The sequence below is a fragment of the Pantoea sp. At-9b genome (assembly GCF_000175935.2).
Classification (GTDB): Bacteria; Pseudomonadota; Gammaproteobacteria; order Enterobacterales; family Enterobacteriaceae; genus Pantoea.
Map to the genome: position 1 here is coordinate 74,164 of NC_014838.1, position 13,857 is coordinate 88,020.

Genomic DNA, 13,857 nt, shown 5'->3' on the forward strand with positions numbered 1-13,857 from the left:
GGCAGGGCGGGTGATTAGCGATTCACCCAATTCAGGGGTTTGTTGCCTTCGAAGACGCGCAGTACTTCCTGTGCGGCTTTGCGTTGCAGTTCAATCACGGATTCTTCGGTGAACCAGGCGGTATGATCGGTACAGATCACGTTGGATAACGTCAGCAGTGGATGGTCGGCACGGATCGGTTCCTGCTCGAACACGTCGAGACCGGCGGCAAACAGCTGACGGTTTTGCAACGCATGGAACAGGGCAGTTTCATCGATCAGACCACCGCGCGAGGTGTTCACCAGCACGCTGGTGGGTTTCATCATGGCCAGCTGTTCAGCACCGATCAGATGGCGGGTTTTCTCCGACAACGGGACATGCAGGGAGATGAAATCCGCTTCACGGCACAGCGTTTCCAGTGAGACGCGGACCACACCGGCATCTTCTGCCGCCTGTGCATCCAGCAGGGGATCGCAGACCAGCAGGGAGCGGAAACCGATACCACGTGCTTTGGCGGCAAGACAGCGAGCAATGCGGCCAAAGCCAACAATCCCCAGCACTTTGCCGCTCATGCGAAACATCGGTTCGGCCTGGCCGATATTCCACTGACCGTGATGGACCTGATGATCGCGCGAGGTAATGCGCCGCGTGGCGGCCAGCAACAATGCCAGCGCGTGTTCAGCCACATCTTCAGAACCGTAATCCGGCACATTCGCCACATAAATGCCTTTTTCTTTCGCTGCTGCGAGGTCGACGTTATCGACCCCAACGCCGTAGCGCACAATCGCCTGACATTTATCGAGTGCGGCAATCAGGCTGCTATCAAGACGGGCTTCACGCAGCATGACGGCATCGGCGTCACGCAACTGATCCAACTTGGTTGCCTGAGAGGCGGTGGTGGGGATCACCACAAACTCAGGATGAAAGGCGGCGAGGATGGCTTCTTCTTCGCGGTAATGCACATAACCCGGTTCAAGAACCACAATCTTTTTCATGACAACCTTCTTAAAACTGACATGTTAGTTTTATTTGATGTTGCCGATAAAGAGGGTTACCAGCAACGGATATTCCTGATAATAGTGACTTGTATCACATTTAATTTATATATCTGAAATGTCAGATTAGTGACCTGGCATCGGAGCCGCATTCGCCGGTTCACGCTGGCGCTGTAGCCATTTGATGATCATCATGGTGCTGATACCGCCCACCAGCATGACGATGCTGAGATAGACCATCGGTGCAGTAGCGCTTTGCATTTGATCGCGTACCAGCGGGATGGTGTTCTGGGCGAAGAAGCCGCCGAGGTTAGCCAGCGAGTTGATAATGGCGATCCCCGCGGCGGCGGATGCGCCGGAGAGGAATTTGGTCAGATTCCAGAAGCAAGGCTGGATGGCAAACACCGACAGCACGACACCGCAGATAAAGGCGAAGCTGATCACCGGTTGGCTGGCGAACCACACGGAACCCACCAGACAGGCGGCGGAGGTGAACATCGGCAGTGCGACGTTAACGAACGGGTTATTGGTGCGTTCGGGTTTTTGCGTCAGCCAGCGCAACATGATCATCACCAGTGCCCAGGGGATCATATTGACGAAGCCGTTGGTCATGTCGGAGACCCCGAAGGATTTCACAATGGTTGGCATCCAGTAACTGATGCCATAAGCACCAAAGCAGATAAAGCCATACACCAACGCCAAGGCCAGTACGCGTTTATCGGTCAACGATTTGAACAGCGTATCGACAGATTTATCGGTTTCCTGGCGGCGTTCTTCTTCCAGGCGCTGTGACAACCACTGCTTCTGCTCACGTGACAGGAAAGAGGCGTGTTCCGGGCTAATGGGGAACCAGGACATCACCGGAATGATCAGCATAATTGCCAGCAAACCGGTCATCAGGAACAGCCATTGCCAGCCTTCATAACCCATAATGCCGTGCATGCTGAGCAGCGCGCCGTTGAGTGGTGCGCCAATCATATTGGCGAACATACTGGCGGTAACCAGAAAGCCGACCACGCGCGGGCGATATTTGGTCGGGAACCACTGGGTTGAGTAATAGATCAGGCCGGGATAGAAACTGGCTTCTGCCAGCCCCAGCACAAAACGCAGGCTGTAGAACATGGTCAGACTTTGTGTAAAGGCGAGGGCGACAGTGATGATGCCCCAGGCGGCGAGGCTGAGGGCAAACCAGCGTTTCGCGCCGACTTTCGACAGGATGAGGTTGCCTGGGACGCTAAAAATCAGGTAGCCGATAAAAAACAACGATGACCCGAGGCCAAAAGCCGATTCACTCCAGCCAAGGCTACTGACCATCTGCAATTTGGCAAAACTGATATTTTGTCGATCGATATAGGCCACCACATACATCGCCACCATCAAAGGGACCAGCATGGTGATGATTTTACGGATGGTGCTGTGCTCGAGGTCGCTGACGACGTCGCGCGTTTTACTCTGTGTCAAAGTACTCATAGCTGCTTTCCTGATTCTTATACGATTGAATGACAGCGTGAGAAGCCGCGGAAAGTACACGTCTGCTCCCTGGTGGGTGGCGGTGCAAAGCAAGGTTGAGGTAATTCCTTCGCTTTGCGCTGACGTTCACTTCGCGCTGAATGTCACTGGGTTAAAACTGACATGTCACAAATCTATCAGGTGGCGGTTATAAAGTTAGCTGCATGTTAGTCATTTGCTAAATTGATCACAAAAAAGACAGCAGTTAACGCGTTAGTGTGATGGTAGTCACGCATAGAGTCACGTTGAGCACGAATTTTGCAATGTCAGAGAAATTTCATAAAATAACGCCTGACATGTTAGCGTGTTGTGTTAATTAATATTTTTATCTATCAAATAGATAAATTCATTTTCCTCCAATTAATGCCTCGACTTGTCAGGCGTTACCTGCACCTGAAGTAAGCCAAAAATCAGCAAAAGATCACATATCATGTTTGCTGATACCCGCTATCAGCCGTGCTGATGACTGAAATACATTTTGTGATGGCGTAGGCAAAATCATCAGATGCCCACTTTACCTGCTGTAAGGGGATGCTAAATTCTGACATGTCAGAAATCGACAAATAATCACAATAAAACCATCCTTCAGGGGTAAAATTATGTTCTATGCATCTCCCTCATATCCGGTAACTAAACGGGCGGTATGGGTCCTGCTGTTGGCCGCTGCCGGAGCCGGGTTGCCCGCGCTGGCGGCAGCACAACCTAAGCTGGACGTCGTCGCAGAATGGAATCGCCTGCCGTATGACCTGAACGATCCGGCGGCGGAGGCGGCCTGGCAAAAAAATGACACCAAAGCGATGCTACACGGCGTAAAAGTCGATGCGCATGGCAACCTTTACGTCAGTACCGCCCGTTGGGGTGGTGCGGCAGTCCCGGCGACGTTGTCGAAACTGGTGAAAAAAGATGGACGCTGGTTACTGCAACCGTTTCCCAGTGTAGCGATGAACGATGTGCATAATCCGCAGGGTTTAAAAGCGGTGCTGGGGTTTGAGATCGATCGCAACAACGTGATGTGGATTCTCGACCAGGGCCATATCGCGGGTGCCCCCAATAAAGCGGGAGATGAAAAATTAGTCGCCTGGGATCTGAATAAAAACAAGGAAGTGGCGCGCTATACCTTTACCAACGATCAGGTCGACTTTACCTGTTCCTTCCTGAACGACGTCGCGGTGGATAACGATGCGGGCGTGGTGTATATCACGGATTCCGGCATCATGTGTCATCCGCTGAAAGGCGGGTTACTGGTGTACAAAATGAAGACCGGGGAGGCAAAACGGGTGCTATCTGCGCCGGAATGGGTCAATGACCAACCCGGTTTCACCTTCAGCATTCATGGTGAAAAGGTGTTGAAGGATAAAGACGGCAAAGCCAATCCGATGCTGACCGGTGCAGACGGTATCGCGCTGTCCGGCGACAAGAAAACCCTCTACTGGACGAACCTCACCGGCAATCGACTGTTGAAAGTGCCGACTTCCGTGCTGCGTAATTTCGGCAACAGCGAAGCGCAGATCGAACAGGCGATCAAGGTAGACACGGTGCTACCGTCCAATACGGATGGCATCACGGCGGACCGACAGGGCAATCTGTACCTGACGGCACTGACGCTGAACGGTCTGATGAAGCGCGATGGCAAAACCGGCAAAGTCACGCCGTTTGTCACCAGTGAGGCGATTGCCTGGCCTGATACCATTGGCTGGGGACCGCACGGCGATCTCTATTTTGTCAGCAATCACCTTAATAGCTGGGTGGGCGGCGAGATGAATTTTGATAACCCGGCCGTGCCGAATTTCCGCATCTATAAAGTGCACGTGGGTGGCACGCCTTATACCGCAAAATAATCCTGTACTGACGGCAAATATTGGCTGATTCCGTAGCGGCGCGATTTATCGCGCGGGGTTTAAAAACAAGCGCGATAAATCGCGCCGCTACGCGTCAGTCATTAATTTTGTTCCGACAACTGCACGGCCAGGGTATTCGGTTCCAGCGCTTCAAACAGATGCGGTTCATCAGCGGGATAGCAAATATAATCGCCGGGACCGAGCAGTACCGGTGCATCGCTGGGGCCGACTAACGCCCGGCCCTGCGCGATAATGACATGTTCCACCGAACCCGGCGGATGCGGCTTCGAAGCGCGTGGTGCACCAGGTTGGCTGGTGATCAGATAGAGATCGCGGCGGCCACCCGGTGGGCAACTGGCCAGCAGCGCGGCCTGGTAGTCCGCCAGCTCCGCAGAAACGACCATCCCTTCACCTTTGCGGATGACCTGCAAACGCTTCACTTCCGGCTCCATCAGGCGGGCAAACGGAATATTCAGCGCGACACACAGCGACCACAGCGTTTCGATACTGGGATTGCCGTTGCCGGCTTCCAGCTGAGAAAGGGTGGATTTGGCGACACCGGCGCGGCGTGCCACTTCTGTCAGCGAGAGTCCGGCGCGCTGGCGCTCACGCACTAATCCGGCGGCAATGATGTCAATCGGCGGGGTCACAACTACTCCTGTTCGTTATAACGAACATATGTTCATCTTGTAAAACGATGTCGGGGCGTTCATTATAACGGCTTTCTTGTTCGATATGAGATGATTTTGTTATGCGTCTGGGAGCAGTGCCTCTGGATAAAGGGGTGATAAAGGCGATTTTCCTCGTCTGTCTGGCTGACGGTATCGTTGGTCTTTCTTATGGTTCACTGGCGGTGGCTGATGGTTTCCCGCTGTGGGTGCCCATGGCGCTGTCTACCCTGGTGCTGGCCGGAGCCTCTGAATTTCTGTTTATCGGGATTGTTGCCGGTGGCGGTAGTCCGTTGACGGCCGCAGCGGCAGGCTTATTGGTCAATGCGCGTCATCTGCCGTTTGGTATCGCGGTAAAAGATTTGGTCGGGCAGGGCGGTCGCGCGCTGTTTGGCTGCCACATTATGAACGATGAAAGCGTGGTCTTTGGTATTTCCCAGCCCAAACTGGCGCAGCGTCGCACAGCCTACTGGATTTGCGGCCTGGGTATCTTTGCCATTTGGCCGCTCAGCGTGATCAGTGGGGCGGTGATTGGGCGCTTTATCCCGGATGTCTCGGTGATTGGTCTGGATGCGGTGTTTCCGGCCATCCTGATTGCGTTGATTTTCCCGGCCCTGCGTCAGCGTCGCACGCGAGTGCCGGCATCGCTCGGCGCGCTGCTGTCAGTGCTGGTGACCCCCTTTGTCCCTGCCGGGATGCCGGTGCTGTTTTCGTTGTTGGGTTTGTTGAGCTGGCGGGAGCGTAAATAATGGAAAATGGATTAGTGATTGCGGGCATCGCGCTGCTGGCTACAGGAACATACCTGATCCGCTTTGCCGGTTTCCGCCTCGGTAGCCGTATGCAGATGTCCGAGCGGGCGCGCAGTATGCTGTCCGATGCGGCTACCGTCCTGCTGCTGGCGGTGGCGGTTACCACCGCGTTGTTTGAGGGGACGCATTTTGCTGGGGTGGCGCGCATCGCCGGGGTGTTGTTTGCGGTGTTTCTCGCCTGGCGCAAAGCCCCGTTGATTGTGGTGATCATTGGGGCTGCATTGATGACGGCCATCCTGCGTTATCTGGGCGTGCCCTGATCGCGCCAGTGCGGCGCGCGTAACTCATAGACCAGACTGGCGGGCGCTCCGGGGATGTCTTCAATCCGGTCATAGCAGCGTAAACCCGCCTTTTCCAGCACCTGCTGCGAGGCGAGATGATCTTCCCGCACCGCAGCATCAATCACCGGTAGCTGGCAGTGATTAAATCCATAGGCAATCACCGTGCGGGCAAACTCAGTTGCATAGCCCTTGCCCCACGCCGTTTTTGCCAGTCGGTAGCCCAGATTGTTTACCGGCCTGCCAGCAAACTCGCGCACGGTTAAGCCACCGAACCCTATCACCTCGTCGGATCGCTCGCGCAGACAAATCGCCCAGTTACCAAACGGATAGGATTGCCAGTGCGCCAGCCAACGTGCTAACACTTCTTCAGTAAAAGTGAGATCAGGAAAGGGGCCGGCTGGATTGTACATGTTGGTGGTGGGATCGCCATAGATGGTGAACAGCGTGTGCAGATCCCGTGCTTCAACCGGGCGCAGAAACAGTCGCGATGAAAACAGTTGCATTGGCATCACCTCATTCATCTTCCTGACAGAGTTTTCGGATTATAAGCACACCTGGAGACACCATGACACCTCGTTTAGCGCGTACTGATGAAACCGCCGCCTTGTGGCGGATTCGTAATCTTGCTATTCGTCACGGTTGCCAGTCGGTTTATCCCGCAGAGGTGATTACCGCCTGGACGCCCGATACCCTGCCAGAGGGGTATTTCGAGGCGGTGCGTGGCAACCCCTTCTTTGTGGTGGACGACCCTGACCATGGGGTGGCCGCCACCGGTTTTCTCGATTTGAGCTGCGGCAGCGTGGAGGCGATTTTTACCCTGCCGGTGTGTAACGGAAAAGGTTACGCCAGTGCGATCATGCAAACCCTGATCGCGGAAGCGCGCCAGCGAGGTTTTACCCAATTAACGCTGGCGGCGACCCCTAACGCCTGTGGCTTCTATCTACGCCATGGGTTCAGCAGGGTGAGAGAAAGCCTTTATCATTCGGCCCTGGCGGGGGCGGCGTTGCCCTGTGTTGAGATGGTGCGGGAGCTTTAAGACTATGATTACAGGACGTCAGCCTTGGAAGGATCTGAAAAAGATGGTGATTAACTGTGTGGTCTACCGCCACGGACAGCGTGAAGAAAATGTCGATATCAGTGACATCAGTGAGGTGCTGAAAGAGGACAACACCTTTGTCTGGCTGGGTTTATACCAACCTGACGCGAGTTTTATGCAGACGCTGCAACAGGAGTTCAGCCTGCATGAACTGGCGATTGAGGACGCGCTGGTGGCGCATCAGCGTCCGAAGATTGAACAATACGGCGAATCGGTATTTGTGGTGGTCAAAACGGCCCACCTGGATGCTCAGCAACGGATCAGCTTCGGTGAAACGCACTTCTTCCTCGGTAAAAATTTCCTGATCACCGTGCGGCACGGTTCGACCGACGGTTACGGCGGTATCCGAGCGCGTGCCGAGAAAAACCAGACGATGATGAGCGAAGGTCCGGCGTATGCCATGTACTGCATCCTGGACTGCATCGTAGATAACTACAGCAAAATCACCGCCAGCCTGAGCCAGCGCATCAGCGCGATGGAAGATGAGATGTTCAGCACCCGTTTCCACCGCGATACGCTGGAAGAGGTTTACCACCTGCGACGTGAACTGCTGTCGCTGCGCAATGCGGCGATGCCGGTGACCGAAATCTGCCCGCAACTGGTGCGCTTCCATGAAGATCTGGTGCCCAAAAATCTGCGCGCCTACCTGCGTGATGTGCAGGACCATGCGCACCATGTGATGATCGATGCTGAAGACATGCGCGAAATGCTGACCAGCGCCATGCAGGTCAATCTGGCACTGGTTTCGGTGCAGCAGAGTGAAGTGAACAAAAAGCTGGCGGGCTGGGGCGCGGTATTGATTGTACCCACCATCATTTTCAGCATGTACGGCATGAATTTCGCCGATATGCCGGAGTTACATACCCATTTTGGTTATCCGGTGGCACTGGGCGTCACCCTGACGATATGTGGTTTTATGTGGTGGCGACTGAAACGTTCGGGTTGGTTGTGATCGGCCATCAAACGATTTTGTTATCACTGTGCACGGTAAAGCGGCGATTTGCGTGTCGTCGCACATTCCGCGCAATTATCCATCTGACGTCCTGTCAACTCTCCGTTGTACCAGCCACTGCGCACCAGGCAGCGAAACATTCACCCGTTCGTCATCGGAGTGACATTTTCTGCTGCTTTTCGTCATCATGCTTTCCTATTACACACGCGAAATAAATACAACATATCCCACATTAACAACATAATTCGGTCTTGCATCCTGCTACGACTGTGCCACTATCTGCTCAACAGTTAGTCAGCCGGGAAGAGTGTAAAATATGCAGGAAATGCCGGATTTATTAACCGCAGCAGCGCAAATCCGTCAGGGGGAAAGCAGCAGTGTGGCTTTGGTGGCGTTGTGTTTACGCCAGATTAAAACCAACAATCCCACATTGAATGCGTTTGGTGATGTCTATGATCAGCAGGCACTGGCGGAAGCGGAAATCTGCGACCGCGAGCGTCAGCAAGGCAAACTCCGTGGTCCGTTGCACGGTGTCCCGTTCGGCATTAAAGACCTGTTTGCCACTGCCGGATTGCGCACCACCAAAGGCTCACTGACGTCACTGGACAACGTACCGGACAGCGATGCGCCGATCATTGCACGCCTCAAAGCAGCCGGGGCGATCATTATTGGCAAAACCGCTACGACCGAATTCGGCTGGACCGGCTCCAGTTTTTCACGGGTGTTTGGTCACGGTCGTAATCCGTGGGATACCACATTGACCAGTGGCGGCTCCAGTTCCGGGTCGGCGATCAGCGTGGCAGCACGCATGGTGCCCGCTGCACTGGGATCGGATGGCGGAGGATCGGTACGTATTCCTGGCGCGTTTTGTGGCATTTTCGCGCTCAAAGCCTCGTTGGGACGTATCCCTACCTGGCCGTGGTCAGCCACCGAGATGCTCAGCCATGCCGGGCCGATGACCCGCACGGTACGCGACAGTGCGCTGCTGTTCGACTTGCTCTCCGGCCCGGATGCCCGTGATCACCAGGCGCTCCCGGCGAAAACCGAAAACTGGCTGGCAAGATGTGATGCGCCGCTGCCGCCTTTGCGCGTGCATTACAGCCCAACCTTATTTAATACGCCGGTGGATGATCGTATCGCGGCCTGCGTCGAGCAGGCGGTGGAACAGATGGCCCATGCGCTGCCGGTAACGCTGACGGCCAAACCGCTCAGCTGGCAAAGCCCGTTCGAGACGTTCGACACGCTATGGAGCGGCGGGCGAGGTGTGGCCTACGGCGCGGCTTTGCAACATCAGTTGCACTTGCTGGACCCCGGCTTTGCCGCCCTGATCGCACGCGCACAACGTATTGAACTGGCGGATTATCTGCATGCGCAAAAACAACGCGCGGCCTTTGCCGGTCAGGTGCATGCCTTATTTGATGAGGTGGACTTGCTGATCACCCCAACGCTGCCGGTGCTACCGTTTGCTGCCGACCGTCATGTTCCTGAAGGTCAGCCGGAGGGTGACAGTGGGGTCGAGTGGGCGCGCTGGACGCCTTTCACCTGGCCGTTCAACCTGAGCGGTAACCCGGCCGCCACGGTGCCGTGCGGATTCACCCCGGAAGGTTTGCCGGTGGGATTACAGGTGATCGGTCGTCGTTATGCCGAAGCGGATGTATTGCAATTCTGTGCCGCGCTGGAAGCGTTAATGCCGTGGGATCAACATCAGCCCAAATTTTAAACGTCGCGCGATAAATCGCGCCGCTACCATGATGCGCGATCTTTTGTAGCGGCGCGATTTATCGCGCCAGGCAGAGACAGCGGACAGGTATACTGCGGTTTTCGCCGCAGAAACAGAAGGGTAAGTATGATCAATCAGCCGCGACTCGATGAGATCAAACGGGTATTGAGCCACGACAAACGGGTGCGTGTCACCGAACTGGCGCAGAAGTTTGTGGTATCGGAAGAAACCATCCGCCGCGATTTGAAGTATCTGGAGGAGCAGGGGGTACTGCGCCGGGTACACGGTGGGGCGATTTTACCGGTGCCCAGCGAGGAGCAGCCGCTGCAAATTCGCAGTCGGATCAAACCGCGCGCCAAACTGCGCATGGGGCAGTTGGCGAGTGAGTTGGTGGAGGAAGGCATGGCGCTGTTCCTCGATACCGGCACCTCGACGCTGGCGCTGGCGCAACAATTAACGCGCTTCTCACGGCTGAAGATTGTCACCAATTCACTGGATATCGCCACGTTGCTGACGCAGCAGAGCGAGAACGTTGTGACGCTAACACCAGGGCGCGTCAGACGAAACGATAACGCACTTATCGGTCCCCATACGCTGGATTTTGCCCGGCAGTTCCACTACGACATCGCCTTTATGGGTATCGGCGCGGTGGATCGGGAAAACGGTTTTATGGACTACGAAGAACCGGAGGCGTTATTACGGCGCGTGCTGAGCACGCACTGCCGCCAGAGCGTGATTCTGGCGGATGAAGGCAAATTTGGACTGCGTACTTTTATCAACACGCTGCCGTTCAGCGCGGTCGACATCTTAGTGACCAACGCGCCACCACCGGCAGCTTTTGTAGCAAGTCTGGAGAACGCACATGTCAACATCCTCCATCCCGGCAATGCTGCGGATGACGCCACGCGACTATCAGGCATTTGATGCGCTGTTTGAACTCAGCAGCCGCATCGGTGCCACGGCGGCAGGTGGTTTGCACCGCCTGACTGCCAGCGCCGAAGACCAACAGGTGCGCGATGCTTTCTGTACCTGGCTGACCCGGCAGGGTTTTGACGTAAAAATTGATGAAATCGGTAATATTTTTGGCCTGATGACGCTGCGTCCGGGCGCGCCGTGGCTGCTGTGCGGTTCACATCTCGACAGCCAGCCGCTGGGTGGGCGCTTTGATGGCGCCTACGGTGTCACCGCTGCGGCTGCAACCGTTGCAGCGCTGACGCGGCAACTGCGCGAGCAGTCTGCGCCGGCGCAATATAATCTGGCGGTGGTCAACTGGACCAATGAAGAGGGTGCACGTTTTCAGCCCAGCCTGATTGGCAGTGCATTTTTTACCGGCGCGGTGACGCTGGAGGAGGCGCTGGCCTGCACCGATGCGGATGGCATCACGCTCGATAGTGCGTTGCAGACGATTGGTTATCGTGGCACCGCCTTAGCCGCATTGCCGTTGCGGGCGTATCTTGAGTTGCATGTTGAGCAAGGCCCGCACCTTGAGCAACAACAGAAACAGATTGGCGTGGTGACTGAGACCTGGGCGGCACTGAAATGGCAGGTAACGTTTCGGGGTGAGCAGAACCATACCGGTCCGGCGCTGATGAGTCGTCGCCGTGATGCGTTGCTGGCAGCAGCTCAAACCATTGTTGCCGTGCGTGCCGAAGCGGATCGTCACGGTGACGTTCTGCATACCTCGGTGGGGCGTCTCGACACCGCGCCGAATTCGCCCAACGTGGTGACCTCCGAAGCCACGGTCTACATCGAATTTCGCTCCTCCGACGAGGCGTTATTGCAGCAACTGCGTGTCAGTTTCAGCCAGCAGATGCAATCGATTGCTCAGACCACGGCGACCGATGTCAGCCTCGATCGGGCACAGTTCCGCCCCCGCCAGCAGCTGGATAGCAAACTGGCACAACGCGCCTTGCAACAGGCTGATCGCATCGGCCTGAGTGCCATACCGTTGCGCAGTGTGGCAGGGCACGATGCCATCAGCCTGAGTTATCACTGCCCGAGCACCTTGTTATTCGTCCCGAGTGTGGATGGCTTATCGCATAACGAACGTGAATACACCGCCACTGAAGATTTACATCGCGGCCTGGATTTATTGATGGCGTTGTTGAGTGATCTGGTTCTGGAGGAGACGGCATGAGTGCGCGTTTAGAACAGGTGTTGCAGCAATGGCAGCCCGGCCAGCGCTTCACTATTCAGCCGGGCACCGCCGGTGTCGCTTCACCACACCGTCTGGCGACCGAGTGGACGGGCTTTTGGCTGGAGAGTGCCGGTCAGCGCTTTTACGCCAAGGTGTTATGTGCAGATCAGCGCGCGTTGCTTGATGTGCGTCGTAGCGCTGAAATCAGCCGTCAGGCAGGTGAATTGGGCATTGCTCCGGTGTTGTGCCATGCCGATGAGGCGGCGGGCGTCCTGATTTTTGCTGCACTGGAGGAGGATTTCCGCTGGGCGAAACTGGCGCATTTCAGCGATCCGGCGCAGTTTGATGCACTGACTCGCACGCTGGACCGCTTGCATGAGGCCGCCCTGCCGTTACCGCAGCATACGCGTCAGCAGGACATGCAGACCCTGCGCCAGCAACTGCAACAGTTGGAGGTCGCGTTGCCGCAAGAGATGCTGTGGTTGGGTGAATGCGTGGATCTCGCCTGGCAGGCGTTAAATGCAACATCGTTCAGCCCGGTATTGATTCACGGTGATCCGATTGCCAGCAACTGGATGGTGAACAGCCAGGGAGAATGGCGTCTGCTGGACTTTGATTACGCGGCGCAGGGTGATGCCTGGCATGATATCGCTACCTTAATCCATGAACAGTTGCCGACTGATGATCGCTGGCGTGATGCGATTCGTGCCTGGCGGGGCGAATGCCACGAAGCGGATGTGGCACGCTGTCGCCTGTATGCCCTGGTGGATGATTATCACTGGACGTTGTGGGGCATGTTGAACGGCCACACCAGCCCGCGCGGACTCGAATTCGCCAAGCTGGGGCAATGGATGTTATTGCGTTGCCGCCAGAGTGCACGCGATGCCCGATTTGAACGTTGGTTAACCCTGACAGCGGAGCAGACACGATGAGTAAACAACCGGGGCAGGCCGTCAGCTGGCAGGAACAGCGTCTGGAACAGGCGATCGCGGCGATGTCAGACTGGCAGAATAAAACCATCCACTATCGCCCGGTGAGCGGTGGGATTTCCAATGCCAACTGGCATGTGGCCGTGGAAGGTGCGCCCTGTGCCTATTTCGTCAAAATTCCTGGCGAAGGCACAGAACGTTTTATTAATCGCGATACGGCACATGAAGCCAGCCTGAAAGCGGCGCAAACCGGCTATGGTGTGCCGGTGGTGGCTTACCTGCGCGATCTTGGGGTGGAGGTTTTTGAGTTCATTGACGGCTGGCGCGCCTCCTCCAATCTCGACTTTCAACAGCAGGGAATTCGCCATCGGGCGTTGCACGCACTAAAAAGTTTTAACGATCAGCCCCTGCTGACCGAGGACAAAACCGTGTTTGATATGTTGGGTGAACATATCGAACAGGTGCGCTCACTACAGGCCCCTTTCTCTGCCGATGCCGTGTGGTTGCATAAACAGGCGCAACGTGCACAGCAGGCGCTGGAAGCAGCGGGTCTTGATCGCGTGCCTTGTATGAATGACACCCTGGCGGGTAATTTTATGCTGAATGCCAGCAATGATATTCGGCTGGTGGATTTTGAATATGCCTCAAATAATGATCGCTGTTATGAACTGGCACTGTGGTTTGGCGAGATGTTTTTTACGCCACAAATCGAACTTGAATTACTGGAGGATTATTTTGGTAAGGTAGATGCCGCGATATTTGCTCGCGTGCAAATCCATAAGTATCTCGCCGATATGAAGTGGTCAACCTGGGCGATTATTCAACACCAGGTAGCAGATATCGATTTTGATTTCTCTAAATATGGCCGTTGGAAAGAATTGCGCGCCCGCAGCGTATTAAACCATCCCGACTGGGAAAACTGGTTGCGCGCACTGTAATCATTG

General features: G+C 55.5%; 14 protein-coding genes. 10 read left to right on the forward strand and 4 right to left on the reverse strand.

Going from position 1 to position 13,857, the window contains the following annotated elements; all coding sequences use genetic code 11:
* Positions 1–14 precede the first annotated feature (14 nt).
* On the reverse strand, positions 15–974 hold the full coding sequence (locus PAT9B_RS20530; RefSeq protein WP_013511186.1) for a C-terminal binding protein: 960 nt from the start codon (positions 972–974) through the stop codon (positions 15–17).
* 126 nt (positions 975–1,100) lie between these two features.
* Positions 1,101–2,444 (reverse strand): MFS transporter, encoded by a 1,344-nt coding sequence (locus PAT9B_RS20535; RefSeq protein WP_013511187.1) that lies wholly within the window; start codon positions 2,442–2,444, stop codon positions 1,101–1,103.
* A 638-nt stretch (positions 2,445–3,082) separates the two neighbouring features.
* Between PAT9B_RS20535 and PAT9B_RS20540 the strand changes: the two genes are divergently transcribed.
* Positions 3,083–4,321: an L-dopachrome tautomerase-related protein gene (locus PAT9B_RS20540; RefSeq protein WP_013511188.1), complete on the forward strand. Its 1,239-nt coding sequence runs from the start codon at positions 3,083–3,085 to the stop codon at positions 4,319–4,321.
* A 101-nt stretch (positions 4,322–4,422) separates the two neighbouring features.
* Here PAT9B_RS20540 and PAT9B_RS20545 read toward each other — a convergent pair whose 3' ends face one another.
* Positions 4,423–4,971, reverse strand: coding sequence for a helix-turn-helix domain-containing protein (locus PAT9B_RS20545; protein ID WP_013511189.1), 549 nt, complete (start codon positions 4,969–4,971; stop codon positions 4,423–4,425).
* Positions 4,972–5,072: 101 nt separating this feature from the next.
* Between PAT9B_RS20545 and PAT9B_RS20550 the strand changes: the two genes are divergently transcribed.
* Positions 5,073–5,738, forward strand: a complete 666-nt coding sequence (locus PAT9B_RS20550; protein ID WP_013511190.1) for an AzlC family ABC transporter permease — start codon at positions 5,073–5,075, stop codon at positions 5,736–5,738.
* Entirely contained in the window at positions 5,738–6,058 is a 321-nt protein-coding gene (locus PAT9B_RS20555) for an AzlD domain-containing protein (protein WP_013511191.1), read from the forward strand. Before PAT9B_RS20550 ends, PAT9B_RS20555 begins: the two co-directional genes overlap by 1 nt.
* Here the strand turns inward: PAT9B_RS20555 and PAT9B_RS20560 are convergent.
* Positions 6,040–6,582, reverse strand: coding sequence for a GNAT family N-acetyltransferase (locus PAT9B_RS20560; RefSeq protein WP_013511192.1), 543 nt, complete (start codon positions 6,580–6,582; stop codon positions 6,040–6,042). The genes PAT9B_RS20555 and PAT9B_RS20560 overlap by 19 nt on opposite strands.
* Before the next feature lie 62 nt (positions 6,583–6,644).
* Here PAT9B_RS20560 and PAT9B_RS20565 point away from each other — a divergent pair, with 62 nt between their 5' ends.
* The 7 genes from PAT9B_RS20565 (at position 6,645) to PAT9B_RS20595 (ending at position 13,851) form a co-directional block, all read left to right on the forward strand.
* The gene (locus PAT9B_RS20565; RefSeq protein ID WP_013511193.1) at positions 6,645–7,115 is read left to right on the forward strand and encodes a GNAT family N-acetyltransferase; all 471 of its coding nucleotides are present in this window, start codon (positions 6,645–6,647) and stop codon (positions 7,113–7,115) included.
* Positions 7,116–7,158: 43 nt separating this feature from the next.
* Positions 7,159–8,127, forward strand: coding sequence for a magnesium/cobalt transporter CorA (corA, locus tag PAT9B_RS20570; RefSeq protein ID WP_041526029.1), 969 nt, complete (start codon positions 7,159–7,161; stop codon positions 8,125–8,127).
* Positions 8,128–8,452: 325 nt separating this feature from the next.
* A complete protein-coding gene (locus PAT9B_RS20575; RefSeq protein ID WP_041526030.1) occupies positions 8,453–9,847 on the forward strand; it encodes an amidase in 1,395 nt (464 codons plus the stop codon).
* A gap of 126 nt (positions 9,848–9,973) precedes the next feature.
* On the forward strand, positions 9,974–10,771 hold the full coding sequence (locus PAT9B_RS20580; protein WP_013511196.1) for a DeoR/GlpR family DNA-binding transcription regulator: 798 nt from the start codon (positions 9,974–9,976) through the stop codon (positions 10,769–10,771).
* Complete coding sequence (locus PAT9B_RS20585) at positions 10,710–11,984, forward strand: Zn-dependent hydrolase (RefSeq protein ID WP_013511197.1); 1,275 nt, start codon at positions 10,710–10,712, stop codon at positions 11,982–11,984. The genes PAT9B_RS20580 and PAT9B_RS20585 overlap by 62 nt, the downstream gene beginning before the upstream one ends.
* Positions 11,981–12,916, forward strand: a complete 936-nt coding sequence (locus PAT9B_RS20590; protein ID WP_013511198.1) for a phosphotransferase — start codon at positions 11,981–11,983, stop codon at positions 12,914–12,916. Before PAT9B_RS20585 ends, PAT9B_RS20590 begins: the two co-directional genes overlap by 4 nt.
* Positions 12,913–13,851: a choline kinase family protein gene (locus tag PAT9B_RS20595; RefSeq protein ID WP_013511199.1), complete on the forward strand. Its 939-nt coding sequence runs from the start codon at positions 12,913–12,915 to the stop codon at positions 13,849–13,851. Before PAT9B_RS20590 ends, PAT9B_RS20595 begins: the two co-directional genes overlap by 4 nt.
* Positions 13,852–13,857 lie beyond the last annotated feature (6 nt).